The organism is Streptomyces sp. NPDC086787, assembly GCF_044745865.1.
Taxonomy (GTDB): Bacteria; Actinomycetota; Actinomycetes; order Streptomycetales; family Streptomycetaceae; genus Streptomyces.
This window is the reverse complement of record NZ_JBIVBC010000010.1, coordinates 18,084-42,411: the sequence shown is the minus strand read 5'-3', so window position 1 is coordinate 42,411 and position 24,328 is coordinate 18,084. Positions and strand designations below refer to the sequence as shown.

General features: G+C 71.9%; 20 protein-coding genes and 1 pseudogene. 14 read left to right on the top strand and 7 right to left on the bottom strand.

What is annotated here, in order from left to right; genetic code table 11:
* Positions 1 to 26 precede the first annotated feature (26 nt).
* Positions 27 to 698, bottom strand: coding sequence for an enoyl-CoA hydratase-related protein (locus ACIPK3_RS23045; protein ID WP_402572391.1), 672 nt, complete (start codon positions 696 to 698; stop codon positions 27 to 29).
* A 251-nt stretch (positions 699 to 949) separates the two neighbouring features.
* On the opposite strand from ACIPK3_RS23045, the gene ACIPK3_RS23040 reads away from it, so the two are divergent.
* Both ACIPK3_RS23040 and ACIPK3_RS23035 read left to right on the top strand, forming a co-directional pair.
* Positions 950 to 1,189: a chaplin gene (locus tag ACIPK3_RS23040; RefSeq protein WP_402572390.1), complete on the top strand. Its 240-nt coding sequence runs from the start codon at positions 950 to 952 to the stop codon at positions 1,187 to 1,189.
* 361 nt (positions 1,190 to 1,550) lie between these two features.
* Entirely contained in the window at positions 1,551 to 4,100 is a 2,550-nt protein-coding gene (locus ACIPK3_RS23035; RefSeq protein ID WP_402572388.1) for a hypothetical protein, read from the top strand.
* A gap of 12 nt (positions 4,101 to 4,112) precedes the next feature.
* Here ACIPK3_RS23035 and ACIPK3_RS23030 read toward each other — a convergent pair whose 3' ends face one another.
* Positions 4,113 to 4,922 (bottom strand): maleylpyruvate isomerase family mycothiol-dependent enzyme, encoded by an 810-nt coding sequence (locus tag ACIPK3_RS23030; RefSeq protein ID WP_402572386.1) that lies wholly within the window; start codon positions 4,920 to 4,922, stop codon positions 4,113 to 4,115.
* Positions 4,923 to 5,082: 160 nt separating this feature from the next.
* Here ACIPK3_RS23030 and ACIPK3_RS23025 point away from each other — a divergent pair, with 160 nt between their 5' ends.
* Positions 5,083 to 6,561 (top strand): glutamate-cysteine ligase family protein, encoded by a 1,479-nt coding sequence (locus ACIPK3_RS23025; RefSeq protein WP_402572384.1) that lies wholly within the window; start codon positions 5,083 to 5,085, stop codon positions 6,559 to 6,561.
* 146 nt (positions 6,562 to 6,707) lie between these two features.
* Positions 6,708 to 7,691 (top strand): CorA family divalent cation transporter, encoded by a 984-nt coding sequence (locus tag ACIPK3_RS23020; protein ID WP_402572383.1) that lies wholly within the window; start codon positions 6,708 to 6,710, stop codon positions 7,689 to 7,691.
* A 44-nt stretch (positions 7,692 to 7,735) separates the two neighbouring features.
* On the opposite strand, the gene ACIPK3_RS23015 is transcribed toward ACIPK3_RS23020, so the two are convergent.
* The gene (locus ACIPK3_RS23015) at positions 7,736 to 8,767 is read right to left on the bottom strand and encodes a cytochrome d ubiquinol oxidase subunit II (protein ID WP_402572382.1); all 1,032 of its coding nucleotides are present in this window, start codon (positions 8,765 to 8,767) and stop codon (positions 7,736 to 7,738) included.
* Positions 8,764 to 10,224, bottom strand: a complete 1,461-nt coding sequence (locus tag ACIPK3_RS23010) for a cytochrome ubiquinol oxidase subunit I (protein ID WP_402572380.1) — start codon at positions 10,222 to 10,224, stop codon at positions 8,764 to 8,766. Before ACIPK3_RS23010 ends, ACIPK3_RS23015 begins: the two co-directional genes overlap by 4 nt.
* A 169-nt stretch (positions 10,225 to 10,393) precedes the next feature.
* Between ACIPK3_RS23010 and ACIPK3_RS23005 the strand changes: the two are divergent.
* The 6 genes and pseudogenes from ACIPK3_RS23005 to ACIPK3_RS22980 all read left to right on the top strand — a co-directional run.
* Positions 10,394 to 10,807 (top strand): annotated as a pseudogene (locus ACIPK3_RS23005) (hydrolase); the annotation flags it as partial.
* Between the two features lie 834 nt (positions 10,808 to 11,641).
* Positions 11,642 to 12,805 (top strand): hypothetical protein, encoded by a 1,164-nt coding sequence (locus tag ACIPK3_RS23000; RefSeq protein WP_402572378.1) that lies wholly within the window; start codon positions 11,642 to 11,644, stop codon positions 12,803 to 12,805.
* Positions 12,806 to 13,195: 390 nt separating this feature from the next.
* Positions 13,196 to 14,077, top strand: a complete 882-nt coding sequence (locus tag ACIPK3_RS22995; protein WP_402572376.1) for a CAP domain-containing protein — start codon at positions 13,196 to 13,198, stop codon at positions 14,075 to 14,077.
* Positions 14,078 to 14,165: 88 nt separating this feature from the next.
* Positions 14,166 to 15,203, top strand: coding sequence for a permease (locus tag ACIPK3_RS22990; protein ID WP_402572374.1), 1,038 nt, complete (start codon positions 14,166 to 14,168; stop codon positions 15,201 to 15,203).
* Complete coding sequence (locus ACIPK3_RS22985) at positions 15,200 to 16,000, top strand: TIGR03943 family putative permease subunit (protein ID WP_402572372.1); 801 nt, start codon at positions 15,200 to 15,202, stop codon at positions 15,998 to 16,000. Before ACIPK3_RS22990 ends, ACIPK3_RS22985 begins: the two co-directional genes overlap by 4 nt.
* A gap of 116 nt (positions 16,001 to 16,116) precedes the next feature.
* On the top strand, positions 16,117 to 16,896 hold the full coding sequence (locus ACIPK3_RS22980) for a polysaccharide deacetylase family protein (protein WP_402572370.1): 780 nt from the start codon (positions 16,117 to 16,119) through the stop codon (positions 16,894 to 16,896).
* Here ACIPK3_RS22980 and ACIPK3_RS22975 read toward each other — a convergent pair.
* The gene (locus ACIPK3_RS22975; protein WP_402572368.1) at positions 16,869 to 17,759 is read right to left on the bottom strand and encodes a serine hydrolase; all 891 of its coding nucleotides are present in this window, start codon (positions 17,757 to 17,759) and stop codon (positions 16,869 to 16,871) included. The two genes, ACIPK3_RS22980 and ACIPK3_RS22975, sit on opposite strands and share 28 nt — an antisense overlap.
* Positions 17,760 to 18,034: 275 nt before the next feature.
* Between ACIPK3_RS22975 and ACIPK3_RS22970 the strand changes: the two genes are divergently transcribed.
* From ACIPK3_RS22970 to ACIPK3_RS22955, 4 genes are all read left to right on the top strand, one after another.
* On the top strand, positions 18,035 to 19,159 hold the full coding sequence (locus ACIPK3_RS22970; protein ID WP_402572366.1) for an AI-2E family transporter: 1,125 nt from the start codon (positions 18,035 to 18,037) through the stop codon (positions 19,157 to 19,159).
* 155 nt (positions 19,160 to 19,314) lie between these two features.
* Positions 19,315 to 20,010, top strand: a complete 696-nt coding sequence (locus tag ACIPK3_RS22965; protein ID WP_402572365.1) for a hypothetical protein — start codon at positions 19,315 to 19,317, stop codon at positions 20,008 to 20,010.
* Positions 20,011 to 20,130: 120 nt separating this feature from the next.
* Complete coding sequence (locus ACIPK3_RS22960; protein ID WP_402572363.1) at positions 20,131 to 23,007, top strand: AAA family ATPase; 2,877 nt, start codon at positions 20,131 to 20,133, stop codon at positions 23,005 to 23,007.
* Between the two features lie 151 nt (positions 23,008 to 23,158).
* Positions 23,159 to 23,302 carry a hypothetical protein gene (locus ACIPK3_RS22955; RefSeq protein ID WP_402572362.1) on the top strand — a complete coding sequence of 48 codons (144 nt, stop codon included), beginning with the start codon at positions 23,159 to 23,161 and terminating at the stop codon, positions 23,300 to 23,302.
* A 13-nt stretch (positions 23,303 to 23,315) separates the two neighbouring features.
* Here ACIPK3_RS22955 and ACIPK3_RS22950 read toward each other — a convergent pair whose 3' ends face one another.
* Both ACIPK3_RS22950 and ACIPK3_RS22945 read right to left on the bottom strand, forming a co-directional pair.
* Positions 23,316 to 23,690 (bottom strand): right-handed parallel beta-helix repeat-containing protein, encoded by a 375-nt coding sequence (locus tag ACIPK3_RS22950; RefSeq protein WP_402572699.1) that lies wholly within the window; start codon positions 23,688 to 23,690, stop codon positions 23,316 to 23,318.
* A 121-nt stretch (positions 23,691 to 23,811) separates the two neighbouring features.
* A complete protein-coding gene (locus ACIPK3_RS22945; protein ID WP_402572360.1) occupies positions 23,812 to 24,009 on the bottom strand; it encodes a hypothetical protein in 198 nt (65 codons plus the stop codon).
* Positions 24,010 to 24,328 lie beyond the last annotated feature (319 nt).

The following is a 24,328-nucleotide window of genomic DNA, read 5'->3' as shown; positions in this document are numbered from 1 at the left end:
GTGGGTAACAAGGGCCTCGGACCCCCTCAGCCGAGCGGGTTGACCGTGTCCCGGAGCGCGGCGAGCACCGGTGCGTACATGCGGGCCTTGATGGTGCCGAGGGTGTCGCCCGCCCTGCCCGCGTGCGCCTGGGCGATCTCGACGGCGGTCTCCCGGACCACGTCCTCGGGCACGGCACGGTCGACGATTCCGGCGGCCGCGGCGTCCACGCCGCCGTAGCGGCGGCCGGTGGCCATGGCCTCGTGCGCGGTCTGCGGAGTCAACCGGGCCTGGATGAGGGCGGACATGGCAGGCGTGAAGGGAATGTTGATGTCGACCTCGGGCAGGCACCAGAAGCCGCGGTCGGCGCGCATCACCCGGAAGTCGTGGGACAGGGAGACCATCGCACCGGCGGCGAAGGTGTGTCCCTGGAGCGCGGCGACGGTGACCAGCGGCAGGGACAGGAACCGGGCGAAGAGCGCGTGCACGGAAACGACGTACTCCTGGTGCTGGTCGGCGTGGGCGAGCATCCACTCCAGGTCGAGGCCGTTGGAGTAGATCTTGCCCGTCGCCGCGGTCACCAGGGCGCGCGGGCCGTCCGCCTTCTCCACCTCGTCGAGCGCGGCGTTGACGGAGTCGATCCAGTCGGGGTGGAAGCGGTTCTCGCCGTCTCCGAAGTCGAGGACGAAGACGTTGTCCTGGCGGTCGAGCGCGGGCATGGACGGCTCCTCGGGCGGTTGCGGGTAGGCCGGTTCCGCGCGGCGCGGGCCGGGGATTGAGGGGGAGCGAATCTACTGACAGGTAACTTATGGCGTGCCGCGCTTCCGTCGCAAGGGACACGCGGACACGCACACACCCGCACGGGTAGCGCGCGGTCCGATGGCGTTCCGTCCGGCCTAGCACCACATGCGCCCCCTCGGGAAGTCCGCGTCTGATGGAGACACCCTCACTTCGACAAGGGAGACCGACCATGCGCATCCGCGCCGCAGCCCTGACCGCCGTCCTCACGGGCACCCTCGCTCTCGCCGGAGCCACCGCCGCCCAGGCCGCGGACCCCGACCCGGTGGTGACCGGTGCCGCCATCGGCAGCCCCGGCTTCCTCTCCGGAAACGTCGTCCAGCTTCCCGTCGCCGTCCCGGTCAACGCGTGCGGCAACAGCCTCGGCCTGTTCTCGTTCCTCAACCCGGCGTTCGCCAACTACTGCTACTAGTCACACTTCTGAGTCCGGTCCGGCTGCCGCTTCCGGCCCGACCGCCCAGACCCCGGGTCCGCCGCGACCCGGGGTCTCGCGCGTTCACACTTCCTGCGTCACCGGCTGCCCTCGTACGGTCGGGGACCGATCAGAAGCGTTCATCGGGCTGCATTGAAGGAAATAGCATGATTTCCCGTCAGTTCTCCATGGCATGTTGGGCCTCCTTCTCTCTCCCCCTGGAGGGGCTCTCTCCCCTTGGAGGCACCGAGTGCGCGACGCAATTCGCGGCCCTGGGACATCTCTGGCCCACCCCCGGTGGTCGGATCGCCTGATACGGCAGATCGACGTCTTCGTGGCCCGGAGGTCGGGGGCGGCGCGCGTGCCGGCTCTGGTGCTGGCCAGGGAGGACGGCGGCGACGTACGCGCTCCGGCACGCCTGGTCCGCGAGTACGAACACCGGCTCACCAGGGGCCGCGGCGACTCCCTGTTCCAGGTGCCGCACGCCGTGCTCGACGACGGCACGCTGGACGGCGGGTTCGTCGCGGCGGCGGACCACGTGGCGCAGCGGTTCGAGCTCACCATGCCGTCGGGCACCCTGCGGCTGCCGGCCTTCCACACCTGCCGGGCCGTGCTCGACCTGGCACGCGGCACGGGCAATCTGCGGGCCCGGCAGCGGCCGCTCCTCGACGGCCTGTATGCCGCGCTGCTGGAACGGAGCAGGATCCTGGGCCTCGGCGACAGACTCGCGGGCTCCTTCGGCCAGCACACCATGACCGGCTGGCTCCAGTGGATCGTGTCGGCGCTGGTCGTCGGCCTGCCCAAGGCCTGCTACGGCTTCTATCTACGGCACTGGGGGCTGCGCTGGGTCTCCGACGAGCTGGGCGCCTCCTGCTTCCTGGACGCGGCCCTCGCCTTCTGCCGGGAGAGCGACCTGGGTCGGGAGGATCCGCGGGTGCGCCGTCTGCTGCTGCGCGCCCTCCTCGACGATGTGCGCCGGGCCACCCGCCGCAGGACTCCGCTGAGCCACCGATGGGCCCGGCGCCGTTGGGCCTTCGTGGTTCTGATTCCCGAGATCGACGACGTGAACGGGCCGGGCCGCACGTTTCTCGGCACGTTCGAGCAACTCGCCCGCGACGTGTCCTCCGAGGCGCTGCTCATCCTGGCCGCCTGCCAGGGGCCGCCGCCCGACTACGCGGTGCCCGTCGGCGCCGATCTCACCCGGCCCAACGGCATCGCCGACCGGGTCTACGCCCTCCTGGGCCAGGGCAGCGACGAACCGGTGCGCCTGGTCGCCCTGCCGGCCGAGGACGACGACGCCGAGCGCTCGGCGGAGCGGGGCCTGACCACCCATCGGGTCAGTGCCCGCAAGGACAGGCTTCTGGACTGGCTGCGCCCGAGCGCGCTGCCGGTGCTGGCGGCCGTGACCGTCGTCGGCATCCTGGCCCCGTCCCTCCTCGGAGGGAAAACCTCCTCGTCACCGGCCGCGCCCTCGTGCGTGAAGGTCACGACCGGTGAACGGGTCGGCGTCACCGACGGACGCGAGTGCGACCTGGCGGTTCCCGGACCGCGCGGCGAGGAACTGCGCAAGCTGGAACAGGAGGTCGCCGAGCAGAACGCGCAGATCACCGGCGGGCGGTACCGCACCCTGGTGTTCCTGGCACCGCTGAGCCTCCAGGACGGTGTGTACGACGACCCGCCCATCGGGTTGCAGATCCTGCGCGGGGCGATCGCGCAGCAGCGCAAGCTCAACAGCGAGGGGCGGCAGAACAAGATGCCGATCCGCCTGCTGATCGCCAACCCCGGCCAGTACTTCCGCTACGGCGCCCACCGCGCGTACGCGCCGAACGACCCGGACGTCAGCCGGATGATCATCGACCGGCAGGGCAAGGACAACATCTCCGCGGTCATCGGGCTCACCCAGAGCAGGCCCGAGTCGCTCGGCGCGGCGCGCGAACTCGACGCGGCGGGCATTCCGGTGGTCGCCAACGGAGTCACCGGCAGCGCGATGGTCGGCCCCGACTCCCCGCAGCGCTACTTCCAGATCTCCGCGCCGAACAACCGGGTCGCCTCGGTCCTGGCGGAGTTCGTCCGCAACTCCCCCGAGGTCCGCGCGTTCACCTCCGGCACACCGCGCGCGGTGGTCGTGTACGACCCCACCGACCAGTACTTCAGCACGGATCTGAAGAACCTGTTCGTCGGCGCCTACAGCCGGTACGGCGGCGTCGACCTGGTGACCTACAGCGAGCGGCCCGGCGCCACCACTCCCGCCTCCATCGCGACCGATGTGTGCAACAAGGTCGCGGCCTCGCGGGGGGTGGTCGTCTACCTGGGCCGGTCGGGAGTCCTGCCGAGCCTGCTGAACGCGATGCGGAGCGCGGGCGGCCACTGCCAGCCGCCGGAGGGCAGCACGATCCCGCTGATCGCCGAGAGCGCCCCCATCGACTTCCAGACCGATCCCCGGAAGACGGCGCAGGCCTATCCGTACATGACGATCTTCTACGAGACGGCGAACGCGCCGACGCGGGACCCCCGGGACCCCTATGCCCAGTTCGCCCGCAGCTTCAAGACGGTCTTCGGCAGCCTCGGGGCCGACGCGGACGCCGCCGGCGGCTACGACACGGTGGGGATCGTCACCCAGGTGATCGAGAACGTGTTCCCGGCGTCCCCCGACTCCGACGTCAGGCCCAACGACATCTACCTCTGGCTCACCGCCCACGGGGTGTCCCAGTACCCCGGTGCCTCCGGCGTGCTGCAACTGGACGGCAAGAACAAGTACCCCCCGGACAAGGCGGTGTTCATCCGTGAGATCCGTCAGCCGGACGGTTCGCCCGTCACCCTGCTCAGCTGTGGCCTCCTGCCCAACCGGCAGAACCCCGACCACTGGGGAACCGGGGACCTGACCTTCCCCTGCCCCCGGGACCACGCCTGAGGTGCGGAGCGTTCAGAACGCCGTATGGGCGAACCACCGGTCCAGCAGCGGGAGGTCACCCGTCGCGTCGTAGGCGGTGTCCTGGTAGGTCCGGCGGCCGTAGAGAAGCAGCAGCAGGGCGGCCGCCGGAGCCTGTACCGCGGCCTGCGGTACGGGCGCCCCGGTGTCGCCGGGGGCCGTCGGCGGCAGGGGGTGCAGGCCCTCCGGGTCGAGCCGTACCCGCCACACCTCGCCATCGGCACCGGTGGGCTCCGCGCAGCGGAAGGCGATGACCTCGCCGGTGCCGTCGAGCTTCGTCACGCCGGGGGCGAAGCCGCCCGCGTGGGGCAGGTTGACCAGGAACTCGTCCACGCCGTCGGCGGCCAGCACGGGGTCGATCTCCGTCTCCTGGCCGGTGGCGTGCTCCGCGTCCACCCGGTGGACGAGAGTCTCGAACAGCATCCGCCGGGCCCAGAACCGCGTGTGCTGGTCCTCGCCCCAGGCCCACATGGGCGCCTGCGGATCGGTGTCCTCCAGTACCGCCCCGACCAGGGGCACGCCCGCCGCCAGCCAGTCGGTGCGCTCCCGGGCGTCCTCGGGTCCCGGGTCCACGTCCCGGCTCGTCGGCCGCTCCTGCACCCGTGCGGTCAGCAGTCCCGCGAACCAGCGCTGGAGCATCCCCACGTGCCGGGTGAGGTCGGCCAGCGTCCAGCCGGGGCAGGAGGGTACCGCCGTCCCGGGGTCCGCGCCTCTCACGACCTCGGCGAGCCGCAGCGTCTCGCGCGCGATCGCCTGCCGGTACACGTCGTACGGAAGCGGGTGCCCCGCCGGGCTCGTCGTCATCTGCTGTCGCCGTCCTGTCGTCCTGGGAACCGATCCGCTTGCGGCCAGTGTGACCGCTGGAGTCCGCTCGAAGGCAAATCCGGCTTCGTATGGTCGGGGCCGCCGGGTGGTGCGACGCTGGGGTGAAGAGGTGTCCGAGGAGGGGAAACCGGGAGGGCCGATGGGACGGGACGTCCCGGCGCTGGTCTTCACCCGTGAGGACCGCCGCCGGTACCGGAGCAAGATGCAGGAGTGCCTCGACGCGTTCGCGCAGATGCTGCGCGACTCGCGGTTCGACTCCGAGCGCCCCCAGGTGGGCCTGGAGATAGAGCTGAACCTGGTGGACGACGCGGCGGAGCCCGCGATGCGCAACGCCGACGTACTGGAGGCGATCGCCGACCCCTCCTGGTCGACCGAGCTGGGCCGGTTCAACCTGGAGGTCAACGTGCCGCCCCGACAGCTGATCGCGGGCGGCCCCGACGCCTGGGAGACCGAGATCCGTGACGCGCTCAACCACGCCGACGAGCGTGCCCAGTCGATCGGCACGAACCTGATCATGATCGGCATCCTGCCGACGCTCCAGGAGAACGACGTCGGGGAGGCGTCCCTGTCGGAGAACCCCCGCTACCGGCTGATCAACGACCAGGTGTTCGCGGCCAGGGGCGAGGACCTGCTGATCGAGGTGGACGGTGTCGACCGGCTGCGGACCTACTCGGACACGATCACCCCGGAGGCCGCCTGCACCAGCACCCAGTTCCACCTCCAGGTGTCCCCGGAGGAGTTCGCGGACTACTGGAACGCAGCCCAGGCGATCGCCGGGGTCCAGGTCGCGCTGGCGGCCAACTCACCGTTCCTGTTCGGCAAGGAACTGTGGCACGAGACCCGGATCCCGCTGTTCGAGCAGGCCACGGACACCAGGCCGGAGGAGATCAAAGTGCAGGGGGTACGTCCCCGGGTGTGGTTCGGGGAGCGCTGGATCAACAGCGTCTTCGACCTGTTCGAGGAGAACCTGCGCTACTTCCCGGCGCTGCTGCCCCTGTGCGACGAACAGGACCCGGCGCGGACGCTGGACCGCGGCGACGTTCCCGAGCTGGCCGAACTGACCCTGCACAACGGGACCATCTACCGCTGGAACCGCCCGGTCTACGCCGTCTCCCACGACAAACCGCACGTCAGAGTGGAGAACCGGGTACTGCCCGCCGGCCCGACCGTCGCCGACACCCTCGCCAACGGCGCCTTCTACTACGGGCTCACCCGCGCCCTGGTGGAGGAGGACCGGCCGGTGTGGTCGCGGATGTCCTTCTCCGCCGCCGAGGACAACCTCCACATGGCGGCACGCCACGGGATCGAGGCGATGCTGTACTGGCCCGGGATGGGCGAGGTGCCGGTGCCGGAACTGGTGCTGCGGCGGCTGCTGCCGCTGGCGCACCGGGGGCTGGAGCAGACCGGGATGGACGAGGCGTGGCGGGAACCACTGCTCGGCATCATCGAGCAGCGGTGCGTCACCGCCCGCAACGGGGCCGTCTGGCAGAAGGAGATGTTCCACCGCCTCGACGACACCACCCACCGCGGCCGCCACGAGGCGCTGCGCCGGATGACCGGGCTCTACATGGACTACATGCACCTCAACGCGCCGGCCCACACCTGGCCGGTCGACTGACCCGGCGGCGGTCCGCAGCCCGCTCACTCGTCCGGGTCGTTCCGGCGGTGCGTCCGCACGCACCGGCGTGCGCGGACGGCGGAATACGCTCAGGGTGGGAGCGACGGGACCCGTGACGACGGTGAGGGGCGATGATCGTAACGGTGATGTCGATGCCGGAAGGGATCGTCACTCGCACGACCATGACGGAGGCGCGGGAGCAACTCGCCACGTCCGGCTTTCTGCACGTGGACATCGAGCTCCCCGACCTCCCCGACGACGACCCGCCCAGCACCCGGCTGCTGACCGACCAGCTCGGTCTGGAGAACGCCTATCTGACCTGGTTCGGCAGGGCGGGCGAACCCGCCCGTGCGGACTTCCTCGGGGACCGGGCGGCCTTCGTCGTGCCCGTGGCCGAGGGGGTACGGGTCCGGCACTTCCACGCACTGGCGACCGAACGGCATCTCATCACCGTGCACCACGGCACCCTGGGGCTGCTCAACGGCTTCGTGTCACGACTGCCGGTGGAACGGCCCAGTGATGTCGTGGCCATGCTGTTCCTGCTGCTTCAGGAGGCCCTCGGCACCTTCCGGCGGGTCGCGGTGTCGGACCTGCTGCTGGTGGAGGAGCTGGAGGACGACATGTTCGAGCAGCGGGATCCCGGGCAGGTCTACCGGCTGGCCCAGCTGCGCCGCCGGGCCGCCCTGCTGCACCACTCGCTGCTGCCCTATCTCCAGGCCACGGACGAGGTCGTCAGCAGGCGGCTGTTGAGCCGGGAGTTCCCGCAGGAACGGCAGCGCCTCGCGCGTCAGTTCCAGCAGACGGGCCGACTGGTCCTGTCGGACATCGAGTCCCTCCAGGACGCGGCCCGGCGCGCCTTCGCCAGTTACGCCTCCCTGGTCTCCGGCGAGCAGAACGGCGTGATCAACCGGCTGGCGATCGTGTCCGTGATCTTTCTGCCGCTGTCGTTCCTGACCGGTTTCTTCGGCATGAACTTCACGTACATGACGGACGAGTTGGAGAGCAAGGTGGTGTTCTGGCTGCTCGCGGTCGGGTTGCAGGCGGCGGTCGTGTTCATCGCCGTGTACGTGCTGCACCGCACCCGGATCTGGCGCCGGTTGCGCGACGACGACAGCCCGAACGGCCGGTGAGCCACCGCCGTACGGCACGCGGCGTACGGCACGCACCGTGCGGGTCAGCCGTGGTCGCGCAGGTCGGCGTCGGTGAGGGATTCGAGTTCGCCCTGTGTGTCCAGCCAGTACAGGCACGCGGCCGCGGGCACGATCAGCACCACCGCCACGAGCGTGACCACCATCAGCCATCGCAGCGAGCTGGGGGCGCCCGCTCCCTCCCCGACGGTCAGGGAGACGGGGACGAGGTACGGCCGCTGGGCCAGCCCCCAGGCGACCACTCCCGCGCCCACCGCGACGACGGCCGTGCTGCGGGACCAGCGTCCGTCGGCGGTGCCCAGCAGCAGCCAGCCGGTGGTGAGCGCGGCCGCGACCGCCAGGACGACCAGCCCGAGCCCGGCGCCGTGGGTGAGTCCGTGCCACACATGGGGCGCGTCGTCGTGGGTCTCGAACAGCATGACCATCGTCAGCGCGGCGACGACGGCCAGCGCGGCGAGCGCCCGCCCGCGGAAGTAACGGTCGAGGTCGGGGGCGGTGAACCGGCGGGCGTCGCCGGACAGGAACACGGCACCGAGGAACGCGGTCATGGCGATCGCGAGCAGCCCGAACAGCAGCGAGGTCGGGTTCGCCCAGGCGCGCGTCGAGGCCGAGGTGCCCGGGGCGACCCGGCCGGAGGCGATTCCGCCGACGGCGGCACCGAGGAAGAACGGGGTGAGCAGCGAGGAGACGGCGAACACCGCGCCGTACAGGCGCCGTCCGGCCAGCCGCCGGGCGGGCTTGCGCAGCGCGAAACCGGCGCCACGGAGCACGATGCCGACGGCGGCGAGGGCCAGCGGCAGCCACATCGCCTCGAACACGGTGCGGAAGAACTCCGGGAACCCGGTCCACATGATGACCAGGACGAAGATCAGCCAGACGTTGTTGACCTCCCACACCGGGGCCATGGCGTGGTCGATCAGCCACCGCGGCCGGCTGCCGCGCCTCGTGCCGCCCGCGATCAGGTCCCAGAAGCCCGCGCCGTAGTCGGTGCCGCCCGCGCACGCGTACGCGGCGATCGCGAGGACCATCATCATCGCGACGAGTCCGGCGGCGGTCACGACCGGTCCTCCCCCGGGCCGGTGGGCGCGCCGCTCGGCGTGAGGGCCGCCCGGGGGCCGTACGGCGTCCCGGTCTCCGGTGTCTGCTCGCCACGTCCGGCGGCGGATGCGTCGTCGAGCCGCCAGCGGCTGCGCATCTTCAGCAGGACGACGAGGAACGAGCCGAAGACGAACACGTACACGGCGGCGACCAGCCCGAACATGGTCCACAGGGCCGGGGCGCGGGTGGTGGTGACCGCCTCGGCGACCCGCATGTGCTGGTAGACGATCCAGGGCTGGCGGCCCACCTCGGTGGTGATCCATCCGCACTCGACGGCGGCCACCGATGCCACGCCCGCGCACGCCGCCCCACGGAAGAACCACGGGGAGGCGGGCAGCCGGCGACGCCACACCCACAGGGCGCCGTACCAGAGGGCGAGCAGGAGCAGCAGGGAACCGATGCCCACCATGACGTCGAAGGCGAAGTGGGTGATGGTGGCCTGGGCGGCGGTCGGCCGCTCGTCGGCGGCCACCGATGTCAGGCCGGTGACCCGGGTGTCGGGGCGGAACCCCGCGAGGATGGAGTCGAGCTGGGGGATCCGGATGCCGCCGGTGACCTTGCCGTCGTCGTGCAGCCGGCCGAAGAGGTATTCCGGCATGTGGGTGTCGGTCCGCCAGACGATCTCCATCGCCGCGAACTTCACCGGCTGCTTCTGGAACACCTGCCGGGCGATGCTGTCGCCCAGCACGAACTGCACGGGGGTGCAGACCGCGGCGAGCGTGAACGGGACCGTGAAGCCGAGCCGGTGATAGCGGTCGCGTCGGCCCCGCAGCCATCCGGTGGCGTAGACACCGGCGACGACGTAGCCGGCCGTCATCAGCATCGCGACCACGAAGTGCCAGTACTCCGGGCCGAACATGGGGGTGAAGACGGCCTGCCAGATGTGCACGTCCGTCGGGTTGCCGGCGGAGTCCAGGGTGAATCCCTGCGGGGTGTTCATCCAGGAGTTGGCGGCGAGGATGCCGAAGGCGCCGAGCAGTGCGGCGGCGGGCAGCGGCAGGCCGAGCAGGAAGTGGGCGCGGGCGGGCAGGCGGCGCCAGCCGTAGAGGTAGATGGCGATGAGCACCGCCTCCAGGAAGAAGGCCCAGGCCTCGACGCCGAAGCCGATGCCGAAGACGTCTCCCCAACGGCCCATCATGCCCGGCCACAGCAGCCCGAACTCGAAGGACAGCACGGTTCCGGTGACGACCCCGATGGCGAACTGCACCGCCATGACCGCCGACCAGCGGCGGGCCAGCAGCAGGGCCGTGGCGTCGCCGCGGCGCAGAGCGTGGCCGTGCATGATCAGTGTGATCAGCGGCAGCGCCACTCCGAACGGCACCAGGATGATGTGCGTGGCGAGGGTGAACGCCATCAAAGACCGGGCCGGGAGCGTCTGCGCCGGCACGTCCGCCAGCAAGTGGACCGCGTAGTGCATGTGTGTGTCTCCAGCCGGGGGCTGGGCTGCCCCCGGTCCTCCGGACCGTTGTCCGGACAGGTGGGAGGCCACGGAATCACCGTCCGGCGGCGGCGGCACGTGGCACGTGGGTGGCTTGGGCCGTCTGGCTGAGGAACTTCGCCCGACAGGTGGCCGCCAAGATGGGTGCGTGAACCAGGTACTCGGCCAACTCCCGCCCTCCTTCTGGGACGTGCCCTACGCCGGGGCCCGGTTCCCCGGTTCGCCCGCGGTGGCGCGGCGGCCCGGGCTGGCCGTGGGTGCGAACTGCCAGCTCTTCGCCTACGAGGTGCTCCGGCTCTTCGGCCTCCGGCTCCCGCCGCTGCGTTCGAGCGAGTTGTGGGCCGACCGGCGGGCCACGGCCCGGGTGACGGCCGCGCGGCCGCTGGACCTGCTGCTGTTCAACGCCACCGCCGACGCGTACGGCGCCCATGTCGGGGTGTGGGTGGGCGAGGGGCGGGTGCTGCACCTCTGCGCGGAGGTGGGGCGTCCCGCGGTCTGGGAACTCGCCGAGTTCGCCGCCCGGCCACGTTACCGGGTGCTGCTGGGAGTCAGGCGCGCGCTTGCTTCGCACTCTGTGACCTGGTACACAGCCGGGAACCGAGGAAGGGTGAGCAACATGCCAGAGAACCCCGATAACTCAGTGAGCTCGGAGAGCCCCGAGATCACAGCCCCTGTCACCGAGTTGGCGTCCCAGTACATCGCCCAGGTCAACGCGGACCTCGACCACAACTCCAAGGAGCAGGAGCGTGTCGGCGCGGAAATCGCCGCGCTCCAGGAGCGGTTGGCGGTCCTTCAGCACGACCACTCGGTGCTGTCCACCATGCGACAGGCCCTCGGCGCGACGGCCGTACCGGCCGGGACCGACGCGGTACCGGACAGCACCGTGGTGCCGGACACCACCGTGGTGCCTTCGCCACGACGCAAGAGCGCGGCGGAACCCGACGCCGGCCGTCCGAAGCGGACCCGGAAGAACGCCGCCGCGCCCGGCCGCCGTACGGCCGCCCGCAAGGCCGCCGGGAAGCCGGCGACGACCGGCCAGGACGCCGGTGGCGACAAGGACGGAAAGGCCCCGGGTCGGCCGACCCTGGTCGATCTCGTCCGCCGCCATCTGTCGGAGCAGAGCGAACCGCGGTCCACGGCGGAGGTGACCGGCGCGCTCGGGGAGGCCCATCCCGGACGCAGCCTCAGCACCACGGTCGTGCGCACCACCCTGGAGGGGCTCGTCGCCAGGAACGAGGCCCAGCGCAACAAGCAGGGCTCGTCGGTCTACTACACCGCGACCGAGGCGCCGCAGGGGGCGTCGTAGAGCGGCGACCGCCGAGGTCACCCTGCCCCGGTTGCGCCACAAGGTCGTTTCCCGATTGCGCCACCGTCCGGGCCCGCCCAAGGTCGGAGGGTGAGCGCGTCCTCTGTTCCGCTGCCCTCGTGTCCCTGGTACCGGGCACGGCAGGGTCTGCTGCGCGCCCTCGCGCTGTTCGCCGCCGTCCGCCTCGGCGGGGTCGTGGCGATGGCCGTGGTGAACCGGCTGGCCCATCGCCCGCCGCTGCGGAGCCTGGCGCACTCCTGGGACTCGGAGTGGTACCTGCACATCGCCACGCACGGCTACGGCAGCCTCACCCGGGTCGCTCCGGGTGGCGCGGTCCAGACGGACCTGGCGTTCTTCCCGCTGTACCCCGGGCTCACCCGTGGTGTGCTCACCGCCCTGCCGCTCACACCGGGCGCGGCCGCGCTGCTGGTCTCCTGGGCCGCCGCGGTGGCGGCGGCATGCGGTATCCACGCGATCGGCCGCCTCCTGTACGGCGGCGGGGTGGCGACCGTGCTGGTGTGTCTGTGGGCCGCCCTGCCGCACTCGGTCGTCCTCGGTCTCGCCTACACCGAGTCGCTCCTCACCGCGCTGGCCGCCTGGTCGCTGTACTGCGTGCTCAGGCGGCGGTGGCTGTGGGCCGGGGTGCTCGCCGCCCTCGCGGGACTGTCCCGCCCCACGGGCCTGGCGGTCGCGCTGGCGGTGATCGCGGCGTGCGCCCAGGAGGTGGTGAGCCGTCGCGGCCGTGTCCGGCCCGGTGTGTGGGCCTGCGCGGCGATCGCACCGACGGGCTGGACGGCGTATGTGGTGTGGGCGGGAGCCCGGGCGGGCGATCCGCTGCGGGGCTACTTCCGGGTACAGCAGGCCTGGGACTCGCGCTTCGACTTCGGGGTCCGGTCCGCGCTGTTCCTGAAGGCGCTCTTCCTGCATGGCGGCCCGGTCGTCTACCCACTGGCGCTGGCCGTGGTCGCCGCCGGTGTCCTGCTGTTCTGTCTGCTGTGCGCGGAGCGCGCGCCACTGCCGCTGGTGGTCTTCGCGGGTGCCCTCGTCGTGCTGGTGCTCGGCGGCTCGGGCGCCTTCTCCTCCAAGCCGCGCTTCCTCATCCCGGCCTTCCCGCTGCTCATCCCCTGGGCCCGGGCCGTCGTCCGTGCCTGGCCGGCCCGGCGGACCCAGGCCCTGCTGATCGGGTCCGCGCTGGCCTCCGTGTCCCTGCTGTACGGCGCGTATCTCACGAGCGTCGCCCACTCCCCGCTCTGACCGGCACCCGCACGGCCCGACGAGAAGCGGAACGGATGGTTCCGTGACATCCGTCACGTAGCATTCGTGAACTAGGGGTGTCGGGTAGTAGATGGCACTCCGGCGACATATGGGATTTGTCCGTCTTGGCGCGGGGGCCCGCAGCGTCCGGATTCACGGCATTCCGATCGGCCACCCCCCTCGCCGTCTCTCGGCCCGCACCGGGTTTCTGACGGGGTGACAGCGGTGGGCCCGGATCCCGGAAGGCGGTCCAGCACGCCCCCTCCCACCTGACAAGGCTCGCCCCGGCCTACGAGGCGCGGTAGTAGGAGGGCCCTTTGCGTCGCACGTCGGGGCATCTCAACAATGGCGAGCCGCAGGACGTAGCCGCAGTTCAGGAGCAGATTACGCATGGGTCAGCACCGCAAGAACACGCACTACCGGCGCATGGTCGTCGCTGCCGCGGCCGTCGGCGCCGTGGGCGTGCCGTCCGTCGCCATGGCCTGTGCCCAGTGGCCCGGCGACGAGGGGAGCCGGTCCAGCAGCGCCGGAGCCCCCACGGCGAAGGACTGGTGGAGCACCACCGACCGGGTCCGCCCCTGGAACAGCGCCCAGGCCGGCGAGCTGTCGGCGGCTCTGGGTGAGGCCCCGCCGACCGCCGAGGCCTCCAAGCACACTCTGAAGGTTGCCAAAGCAAAGATCGCCAAGAAGGCGGCAGCGAAGACGAAGAGTGGCGCACCGAAGCGGAAGCACACCGCCCCGCCGCGTCCCGCGGGGATCCCGGCGGCCCGGCCCACGGCCACCGCGACGGCCGGCGCCCCGGAAGCCCCGGCCGCGGCGCCCAGCGCCCCCGCGACGCCCACCGCGACGCCCACCGCGACGCCCACCGCGACGCCCTCGGCCACCGCCTCGGCGTCCGCGGACGTCGCCCGCATCGTCGAGCTCGTCAACGCCGAGCGTGCCAAGGCCGGCTGCTCCGACCTTAGCCTCAACGCGACCCTCTCCAAGGCCGCGCAGGCGCACAGCAAGGACATGGCAGAGCACCAGAACATGTCGCACACCGGTTCCGACGGCTCCGCCCCCGGCGACCGGATCACCAGCGCCGGCTACACCTGGTCCGCGTACGGCGAGAACGTGGCCTACGGCTACAGCAGCCCGGAGCAGGTCATGAAGGCCTGGATGGCCAGCGCGGGCCACAAGGCCAACATCCTCAACTGCTCCTTCAAGGAGATCGGCGTCGGCCACGCCCAGCCCGGCGACTACTGGACCCAGGACTTCGGCACCGCCCGATAGGACAGGGCGGCCCCGCCCGGGGGGCGGGGTGAAGGACGTTCGCCGGCTCCACTAGGTTCGGTCCGACGATCGGACCTACGGAGCTGGCGTGCAGAAGACAGAGCGACCCCCCGAGGAGGCACCGGAAGCCGCCCCGGGCCGCGCCGAGGCCGACGGCACGGCGGCGGCCGATCCGCCCCGCTTCTGGCCGCTGCTGCTGGTGGGCGCGGCCGTGCTGCCGGGTGCGGCGCTCTTCCTCGTCGGCCGGTCCGTCAGTGGACCGGCCCTCCAGGCCTGGCAAACGGTCTGTCTGTCGGTCACGGTGCAGGCACTGCCCTTCCTGCTGCTCGGAACGGCCCTGTCCGGTGCCATCAACGCGTTCGTACCGGAGCGGGTGTTCAGCCGGGTGCTGCCACGGCACCCCGTGCTCGCCGTCCCCGTCGCCGGTGCCGCCGGGGTGGTCCTGCCGGGCTGCGAGTGCGCATCGGTACCCGTCGCGAACAGCCTGATCGGCCGGGGTGTCGCCCCGGCCGCCGCGTTCGCGTTCCTGCTGTCGGCGCCCGCCGTCAACCCCGTCGTGCTGACCGCCACGGCCATCGCCTTCCCCGGGCAACCCGAGATGGTGTTCGCCCGGCTGCTGGCCTCGCTCGCCACCGCCACGGTGATGGGCTGGCTGTGGCTGTGGCTGGGCCGCGCCGAGTGGCTCAGGCCCGCCGTACGGCACACCGGGCACCGCCCGGGAGAAAGCCGCTGGGGTGCGTTCCGGCGCGGCTTCCAGCACGACTTCCTGCACGCGGGCGGGTTCCTGGTGATCGGCGCGATGGCCGCCGCCACCTTCAACGTGGCCGTCCCGTCGTCCGTGCTCGACACCTTCTCCGGCTCCCCCGTGCTGTCGGTGCTGTTCCTCGCCGCGCTCGCCATCCTGCTCGCGGTGTGCTCCGAGGCCGACGCGTTCATCGCCTCCTCGCTCACCGGCTTCTCACCGGTGGCACGTCTGGCCTTCATGGTGGTCGGCCCGATGGTGGACCTGAAGCTGATCGCCCTGCAGGCAGGCACCTTCGGCCGGGCCTTCGCGATCCGCTTCTCCGCCGCGACGACGGTCGTGGCCATACTCCTCAGCGCGCTGATCGGAGGCGTCCTGCTGTGAAACGGCCACTCCAGGCGATCCTTCTCGTCCTCGGCGGCCTCGGCCTGCTGCGCGTCTCCCTCTTCACCGACCTGTGCCTGCGCTACGTCAAGGAGGGCATGCGGCCGCTGCTGATCGCCTCCGGCGCGGTGCTCCTCGTACTGGGCGTGGCGGAGGCATGGGCGTCCCGCGGAAGCGGCCGGGACGACGGGCACACGCACCACGACGACGGGCACCGGCACCACGAGGACGGACACGGCAAGGACGGGCACGACGATGACGGACACGGTCACGACCACTCGGCCGTGCCCCGGGTGGCCTGGCTGCTGCTCCTGCCGGCGCTGAGCCTGCTCTTCTACGCCCCACCGGCCCTTGGCGCCTACACCGCCGCCCGTCAGGCTCCCCGAGCCGTCCCCGAGCAGAACCACTTCGACCCCCTGCCCGCGACCTCCCCCGTCCCGATGACGCTCATGGACTTCACCGTCCGGGTGCAGCGGGACCGGACGCGGTCCCTCCGGGACCGCAGCGTTCTGCTGACCGGTTTCGTCACCCCCGCCGGCCGGCCCGGCAGCTGGTACCTGACCCGGATCGTCCTCAACTGCTGTGCGGCGGACGCCCAGTCCGTGAAGGTGGAGATCGACGGCGGCCCCACGCTGTCCGCCAACACCTGGGTGAGCGTGACGGGGAGATGGCATCCCAGCGGCACCCTGGGCACCGGGTCGGCGGCGGTGGCGCTCGACGCCCTCACCGTCAAGCGGGTCGAACGGCCCGTCAACAGCTATACGGACGAACTGCCGTTGCCCTCCACACGCCCCTGACGACCGCAGCTCCAAAGGAATTGTCCGCGATCTGTAACAGAGGGATCCTCCGGCCCCGCTCCGCCGTCCTGACAGATGCACAGGACCGGGAGCGGCAGGGCGAGGAGCGGGCAGACATGGCCAAGCACAACGGACGGGGCTGGTACGGCAAGATGATCGCGGCGGCGGTCGGGGTGACGGCGCTGGCCGCCGCGAGCTCGGTCTGGATGGCAGAGGCCGGGCCGGTCGACGGGAAGGCCGGGGGCGCCAAGGCCTCGGCGAGTTCCTCCTCGACGGGCAGCAAGGTGAAGCCGGTGGACACCTCCATAGCCCACTCCTCGGACAAGGGTGCGCGGGGAGTCAACATCACCATCGACGACGGCCCGGACCCCACCTGGACCCCGAAGGTTCTCCAGGTTCTGCGGGACAACGGTGTCAAGGCCACGTTCTGCATGGTGGGCCCGCAGGCCAAGGCTCACCCGGACCTGGTCAGAGCGGTCGTGGCGGCGGGGCACCGACTGTGCGACCACTCGGTGGACCATGACACGACCATGGACAAGAAGTCCCAGGCCTACCAGTCCCAGCAGATCCTCGACGCCGAGAAAATGATCACCGATGCGTCCGGTGGTGTACGGCCGCTCTACTACCGCGCGCCGGGCGGTGCGTTCACCCCGTACAGCCGGGAGCTCGCCGCGTCGCACGGAATGCGCCCGCTGGGCTGGAACGTGGACTCCAAGGACTTCGAACGCCCCGGCACCACCGCCATCGTCGGCACGGTCCGCCGCGAGCTGCACCTCGGCCCGACCCTCCTCTTCCACGACGCGGGCGGCGACCGCTCCCAGACGGTGGCCGCGCTGCGCGAGATCCTGCCGTGGCTGAAGCAGCAGGGTTACTCCTTCGGCTTCCCGGTTCGCTGAGCCGAGACGGCCACCTTCGCCGCGCGTTCCACCAGTGCGACGCCGTCCTTCATCGACGCGCTGCCGTTCGAGAGGACGGCGACGAGGTACTGGTGCTTGCCCTTGCCCTTGCCCGTCGTGACCCGCCCGATGCTGTTGACGTCCCACAGGCCGTTCGCGCTGCGCTGGAGCCAGCCGTTCTTCAGTGCGTAGCCCTTGCCGGAGGCCGCCGAGACGCCCCACGACTGGTCGGCGGCGATCCGTCCCATCAGGTTGCGGATATAGGCCCGTGAGGACTTGTTCAGCTCCGTGGAGCCGGGGCGCGCCGCCTTGCGGGTGTCGAACACGTCGCGCAGCAGCCGTATCTGGTCGGCGGCCGTCGTCCGGGTGAGCCCCCAGGTGGCGCCGTCCCCGCCCTTGGTCCTGTTCAGCCCCAGGCGCTTGTTGCCCGCCGCAAGGCCCGGCGCCTGGCCGATCTCCCGCCACAGGGCGTTCGCCGCGTCGTTGTCGCTGCGCCGGATCATCACCTCGGCCTGCTCGCGCTCCTTCTTGCCGAGACCGTGTCCGGCGTCCTGGGCCTGGAGCAGCGCCGTGGCGAGGATGTCCACCTTGACGATGCTCGCCGTGTCGTAGCGGGCGTTGTCGCCGTACACCGAGGGGGACCTGCCGCCGCCCTTCAGGTCGAGCACCGCTGCGGCCACCCGCGCCTTCCCCTCCGGCTTCACCCGGGCGACGAAGTCGCCACCGGCGCCGGCCGCCCGCGCGGACGGCGCGGCGGCCGCCGCTGGTGTGGCCTGAAGGGCCGTGGCCGCGAGAAACGTGGCGGCCGAGACCACCAGGGCACCGGCCGCGAGTGCGGCACGCCCGGACCGGGAGCGGCGCACGGCCGTGCTCCGCGGACCGGACGGGGTGGACGGGCGTTGTTGCATGGTGCGGGGCCTCAGCAGTTCGTGTGGGAGGGACACAGAACTGCGAACCTAAACAAAACGCCCGAGTCATGACGTGACGGGCGCCACGATATGACCGTTTCGGGCGTTAATGTGTAAAGCCTCACAGACTGGCAGTCGGAAACGGCGAGGTGGCGTGCGACGTGGAGGCCGGTGCGAGCGGCGGGAGCGGGGCAGGCCGGCGGGGAAGAGGGCACGGATCGGGCGGCACGGTGCCGGGCGGCCGGCCGACACGCCTCACCGGCCCCACCCCGCGCATCCGCCGCGCCCCGCGCGCCGCCACCAGGGGATCGGTGGCCGAGCGGACGGTGCCGTGGCTGCGCGTCGCCGCGGCCTACGCCTGGCGTCTGCTGCTGGTCTCCGCGGTGGTCTACGGCATCTTCACCGTCCTCGGCCGCTTCCAGCTGATCGCGGTGGCCCTGTTCCTCGCCCTGGTCGTCACGTCGGTGCTCCGCCCCCTCGCCGACCTGCTGAACCGGGTGCTCCCGAGGCCGCTGAGCGTGGCGGTCTCGCTCCTCGGCAGCCTGCTGATCTTCTTCGCCCTGCTGGCCCTCGTGGGCAACGCCGTGGCGGGCGAGTCGGGCACCCTGGCGAATGAGTTCCGCGGCGGCGTCCACCGAATCGAACTATGGCTTCAGCGACCGCCGTTCCGGCTCAGTCCCGGCAAACTCGCCGACCTCCAGGACCAGGTGACGAACTACCTGGAAACCCACCGGGCGAGCCTGCTCAGCAGCGCCATCAGCGGACTCGGCCGAGTCGTCGAGCTGATCGCGGGCGGTGCGCTGGCGCTGTTCGCCTCCGTCTTCTTCATCCACTCCGGGGAACGCCTCTGGGCGTGGGCGCGCGACCAGCTCCTGCCGCGCGACGCCCGCCCGGTGTGGGACCGGGCGGGGCACGCCGCCTGGCGCACGTTCTCCGGATACACCCGCGGCATCATCATCGTGGCCGCCACCAACGCCGTACTCGTCGGCGTCGCCCTGCTCGTGCTCCGGGTACCGCTGGCCCTGCCGCTGACACTGCTGGAGTTCTTCGCCGCGTTCGTGCCCCTGGTGGGCTCACCGGTCGCGCTCGGTGTCGCCACGGTGGTCGCCCTCGCCGGGCGCGGCCCGCTCACGGCCGCCGCCGTGCTGGTGCTCATCGTGGTCATCGGCCAGTTGGAGGGCCATGTGCTGCACCCCCTGGTGATGAGCTGGGCGGTCAGTCTCCACCCGCTCGTCGTCGCCGTCTCCGTCATCGCGGGCAGCATCGTCGCGGGTGTGATCGGCGCGGTCGTGGCCGTCCCGTTCGTCTCCGTGGTCTGGGCGGTCGTACGAGCGCTACGACCGGCACCGGTCTGAGACCGGCACCGGTCCGACCGTGGTGGCACCGTCCGCACGGTGTCACGGGCCCGCAACGAAGCCGCACGGCAGAAACCGCCGTACGAGCGGCGTCGTCACTTCCCGCGAGTCGCGCAGTCCGGCAGGGGCTGTCACCGCCCGAGGGGGGACCCGCCATGGCCCAGAACACGAAGACCGGCCGTCGCAGACCGGCGGCGCCGAGCACGATCGCGAGAGGCGTGTGCGCGGCGGGCGTCCTGCTGCTCACGCTCAGCGGCTGCGCGGGCCACGGACAGGGGGCGACGGCGGCGAACAACGGCCCGCAGGCATCGGGCGGCAGCACGAAGGCGCCGGACGGCAGCACAAAGACGCCGGGCGGTACGGCGACCCCGGCCCCGGGGCACACCGGTGCCGCCGCGAAGCCCACCGCCGGCGGCGGATCCGCGGCCGGTGCCGCGCCCGCCGTCCCGGCGTCCAAGGTCACGGGCACGCCCGGAGCGGCCGGAAGCGGCGCGGACGACGGGTGCGACCACAGGATGCCCATCTCCCCCGACGAGGTCGCGGTCTACCGCTACAGCCCGGAGGGGGGTTCCCTGACCCTCGTCGTCAAGCACGGCAACTGGGGCTGCCCGGCGGCCGACTCCGACGGCGCCCCGTTCGTGACCACCGGCAAGGAGACCGCCCTGCCCATGGACCAGGCCGCGTACGTGACCGCCACCAACCCCGTGGTGGAGAGCACGGAGAACCAGCGGATCGGCGTGCAGGAGTTCCTCGACTGGCTGGACGCGCACCCGGACAGCGGGCTGGTCTTCAGGTACCACCTCGGTGCCGACGGCGCCGTGGACAGCCTCGAAGAGGTCTTCACCCCCTGAACCTCCCCCGATCCGCCGGGAGGACGGCCCCATGGCGCCCAACTGCCGGGGCTGACCTTAGGGTTGGCGTGGCAAGTACGGCATCTGCGGGGGCGGGCCGGGAGTCTGTGGGGGGCGAACGTGGCGGAACTGGTGGGCAGATCGTCGGAGATCGCACGGCTGGACGCCGTGCTGGCGGAGCTCGGCGGGGCCGGGACGCCGGCGGTCGTCGACATCGCCGGTGAACCCGGCATCGGCAAGAGCCGGCTGCTGGCCGAGGTGTGCGCCCGGGCGCGTCTGGCCGGGCTCACCGTGCTGCGCGGCCGGGCCACGGAGTACGAACAGCACGTTCCCTTCCAGGCGTTCACCGACGCGCTCGCCGACGCCGGCCCCGGCGCCCCGGCCGCCGATCCCGCCCTCGCGGGCGCGGAGGTGGTGCTGCACGGCATCCAGCACGTGCCGAGCGATCCGGCCGCCCAGGACGCCGCGGCCCGCTTCGGCCTGCACCGGGAGATCTCCGCGTTCCTGACCCGTCTGGGCGAGCGGGGCCTGGTCCTGGCCATCGACGACCTGCACTGGGCCGATCCCGCCTCACGGGAGCTCGTCGACCATCTCGTTCGGCACCCCGCGCGCGGCCGGGTACTCCTCGTGGTGGCCCGCCGGGCCCGGCAGACGCCGACGTCCCTGACCGCGGCGCTGACCCGTGGCACCGACAGCGGGACCGTGCTCCATCTCGGCCTCCCGCCGCTGCCCGAAGGCGAGGCGATCACGGCACTGGCACCCGATGTTCCAGAGGACCGGGCCAGACAGCTGTACGCCGCCAGCGAGGGCAACCCGCTGTACCTGCTCGCGCTGCTGCACGCCCACCGGACCGGCGCTCCGCTGCCGGGCGACTCGGCCCGGGCCGGTGCCGTCGACGTCGCGGGGGTGCCCGGCGGGCTCGCCGCGCTCCTGCTCGACGAGCTGACCACACTGACCGGACCACAGCGGCATCTGGTCGAAGCGGTCGCCGTGCTCGGCGACCACGCCACGACCGCGATGCTGAGCGTCTCGACCGGCCTCACCGCCGGGCAGGTGGCGGAGCAGACCGGCGTGCTGGCCGCGCGGGACGTTCTGCGTGCCGGGCCGGACGGCCGGTGGGCGTTGCGGCATCCGGTGGTACGGGCGCTGGTCTACGAGAGCACCGCGCCGGGGCGGCGGGCCGAACTCCACTGCCGGGCCGCCCGGGAACTGGCCCGCGCGGGTGCGTCCGTCACCGAACGGGCTCACCATGTGGCACGGTCGCTGACCGGCTGGGACCCGAAGGCCGCGGACGTGCTGAGCGAGGCCGCCGCGCAGTTCGTGTCGACCGCGCCGGCCACCGCCGCCCATCTGCTGGACGTCGTGCTGCGCCACATGCCCGACACCCCGGACCTGGTGCGCCGCCGTGGCGAGACCGTTCTCGCACGGGCCCGGGCGCTCGGGATCGGCGGCAGTCTCCGGGAGAGCCGTGGTCTGCTGCACGACCTGATCAGGACGGCGGGCAAGGACCACCCGGAGCTGCGCACGGAGGCGGTCGCGCAGTGCGCCGTGATGGAACGGCACCTGGGGCACTCGCCCGAGGCCACCGCTCTGCTGCGCCAGGAGCTGTCGAGACCCCCGGGCCCCTCCCCCGCGCAGGCGGTCTCGCTGCGCCTGGCCCTCGGCATGTCCGCGCTGCAGACCACGTCGTATCCCGAGGTCCGGGCGGACGTGGCCGAGGCCGTGGCCATAGCTCGCCGTGACGTCGACTGCGCGAGCGAGGCGGCCGCGCTGGCGCTGGCGGCGCTGGGCGAGGCGTACGAGGGCGAGACCGAAGCGGCCCATCGGTTCACCGACGCGGCACGCCGGATCACCGACGCGCTGACCGATCCGGACCTCACCGGGCTGTGCGAGCCGCTGGTCTGGCTGGCCTGGGCGGAGACCCTGCTGGAACGCTATGCCGACGCCGACCGGCACATCACCCGGGGACTGGACATCGCCCGGCGCGGCGGCCGGGTGCATGTGCTGCCGCATCTGCTGGTGAGCAGGGCGTTCGTGCATGTCGGTACCTGTCGGCTGCCCTCCGCGCTGGAGGCGGCCGAGGAGGCGGAGTCCATCGCGCGGGCCGCCGGCAGTGACGACCTGCTGGCCTTCGCCCTCGCCATCAAGACGCTGGTACTGCTGGTCGGCAGTCCACTCGGGGACCCCGCCGCCCTGGCCACCGCCGAGGAGGCGGCGGCCGCGGCGGGCGGCAGCAAGGGCTGGTGGTCCGCTCTGGCCTGGTGCATGCTCGGGCACGCGGCCTTCGTGAACGGGGACCCGCAGCGCGCCCGGGATGTCATCACCACGGCCGGCGGGGGCCCTGAGCTGCCGCTGCTGCAACCGTCGATCCGTCCGGGCCAGTTGGACACCCTGGTGAACGCGGCCCTGGCCGCCGGTGACGAGGAGCAGGCCGAACGCTGGGCCGCGCAGGCCGCGCGGGAGGCCGGCCGGCTCGGTCTCGGCGGTCAGCGCGCAGCCGCACTGCGGGCCGAGGCCACGCTGACCGAGCGACGCGGCGACCCGCGCAAGGCGTTACGCCTCTTCGACTCGGCTGTCCAGGAGTACGCCGACTGCGGGCAGGCCCTGTACGAGGCGTACACGCTGCTGCTGGCCGCGCCCCTGGCCCGACGCGGGGGGCAGGGACCGCGCGCGGTCGCGATGTGGCGGCGCGCCCACCGGATCGCCGAGACCGGCGGCGCCCGTCTGCTGGTGGACCTGGCGGAGCTGATCCGTCCCGAGGTGCTGGCGGAGACACCGCGACTGCCACCGGAGCTGGCCGAGCTGACGGCACGTGAGCTGGAAGTGGCCGCCCTGGTGGCCGAGGGCCTGAGCAACCAGGACATCGCCGCCCGGCTCCATCTCAGCCGGCGCACCGTCGAGACCCACCTCTCCTCGGTCTACCGCAAGGCCGCCGTGTCGTCGCGCTCGGCACTGGCCGGCCTCATGACCCGGGTCGGGTTCGGCACCGGTACCTGAGCTCGTGATCTGACTCCGGGACTGAGGAACCGCCGTCAGGCCGCCCGTCACGACATGGGCAGCAGTGGCGCACGGCCGCCGACCACGGTGGTCAGCCCATGCAGCCCGGGACCATGACGGGCTGAGTTGGCAGTTGGTGGGGGTGTTCGCGGTGAAGGTGTTCGTGCCGTTCAGTGTGAACAGGACGTTGGTCCGGATTCCGCCTGGGGCAGGGGTGACGGGAGCGGTGTTGGTGCTCACCGTGCTGTCGGTCATGGTGACCGGCGTGGTGTCGTTGTGGATACCGGCGGCGTAGGAGCCGGTGCCGGTCACTTTGTTGCCGTCGATGTGCGATGCGTCGATGGTGAGTTGGGTGCTGTTGATGCCCCGCCGAAGGAGTACTGGCCCGAGGCGAGGTTTCCGGTGACGTTCACGCGGGTCAGGCTCAGGGTGCCGGACAACTGGACGATGCCGGCGCCGCTCCCTTCCGCACCGATGACCGTGTTGTTGGTGATGTCTGTGTCGGTGATCGTGGTGGTGCCGTCCGCCTCGAGGCCGCCGCCGTCCGGTTGACTGGGGGACGAGGCGCCGTTGCCGGAGATCGTGGAGCCCGAGATGGTCAGGGTGCTGCCGCTGCCATTCAAGATGCCTCCCGTGAAGGCGACATGGGGCGCGCGGTTGTCGAGGATGCGGCTGTTCGTGATCGTCGTGACGCCGCCGTCCAGTCGAAACCGCCACTGAACTGGTGGTGGAGCCGCCGATGACGGCGAGGTCGTCCAGGTGCAGTCCGGCTCCGGCGGCGAGGTCGAAGATACGGAAGTTCGGCTATCCCGGGGCGCGTTCGATGGTGGCGTTGTGGCCGTGAATGACGAGGTTGTCGTCTGTGACGGCGGGCAGGCCGTCCTCGCCGGAGTCCGCGGCGGTGAGGGAGTAGGCGCAGTGGTCGGTGAGGTCCAGGACGTTGTCGCCGCGGGTGTTGGCCATGTCGAACGCGTCGATCAGTGCGGTGGTGTCACAGTCCACGGTCGCGGCGTACGCGGCAGGCGCGGCGGGGCACATCACCAGGGACACGGTCGCGCCGCGAGTCCGGCACAGCAGGCCCTGCCCCGCATTCCGCCCATCCCTGCCGTCTTCCGGTGCGTCATCGTGCTTCTCGCCTTCAGGGGCCCCGGGCTCCCCCGGGCCTCGGACTCACCAGCAAGCCCGCGCAGGAAGGTCCTGCCGGCCAGGGCAAGGTGACGAGGTATCGGTGCCACTCGTCGGCCCGGTGCATCATTCCGCTCGGGAAAATCACCCGCCCGGCTGCCGCGGCAGGATGCGGACGGAAGCACCTGCGTGACCT

Bases quoted from the DNA above. Each gene is read 5' to 3' on its own strand.
- ACIPK3_RS23010 (WP_402572380.1), bottom strand. From the start codon at position 10,224: ATGCACTACGCGGTCCACTTGCTGGCGGACGTGCCGGCGCAGACGCTC.
- ACIPK3_RS23025 (WP_402572384.1), top strand. From the start codon at position 5,083: ATGGGACGGGACGTCCCGGCGCTGGTCTTCACCCGTGAGGACCGCCGC.
- ACIPK3_RS22980 (WP_402572370.1), top strand. From the start codon at position 16,117: ATGGCCAAGCACAACGGACGGGGCTGGTACGGCAAGATGATCGCGGCG.
- ACIPK3_RS23030 (WP_402572386.1), bottom strand. From the start codon at position 4,922: ATGACGACGAGCCCGGCGGGGCACCCGCTTCCGTACGACGTGTACCGG.
- ACIPK3_RS23040 (WP_402572390.1), top strand. From the start codon at position 950: ATGCGCATCCGCGCCGCAGCCCTGACCGCCGTCCTCACGGGCACCCTC.
- ACIPK3_RS23045 (WP_402572391.1), bottom strand. From the start codon at position 698: ATGCCCGCGCTCGACCGCCAGGACAACGTCTTCGTCCTCGACTTCGGA.
- ACIPK3_RS22995 (WP_402572376.1), top strand. From the start codon at position 13,196: ATGGGTCAGCACCGCAAGAACACGCACTACCGGCGCATGGTCGTCGCT.
- ACIPK3_RS22965 (WP_402572365.1), top strand. From the start codon at position 19,315: ATGGCCCAGAACACGAAGACCGGCCGTCGCAGACCGGCGGCGCCGAGC.
- ACIPK3_RS23020 (WP_402572383.1), top strand. From the start codon at position 6,708: ATGTCGATGCCGGAAGGGATCGTCACTCGCACGACCATGACGGAGGCG.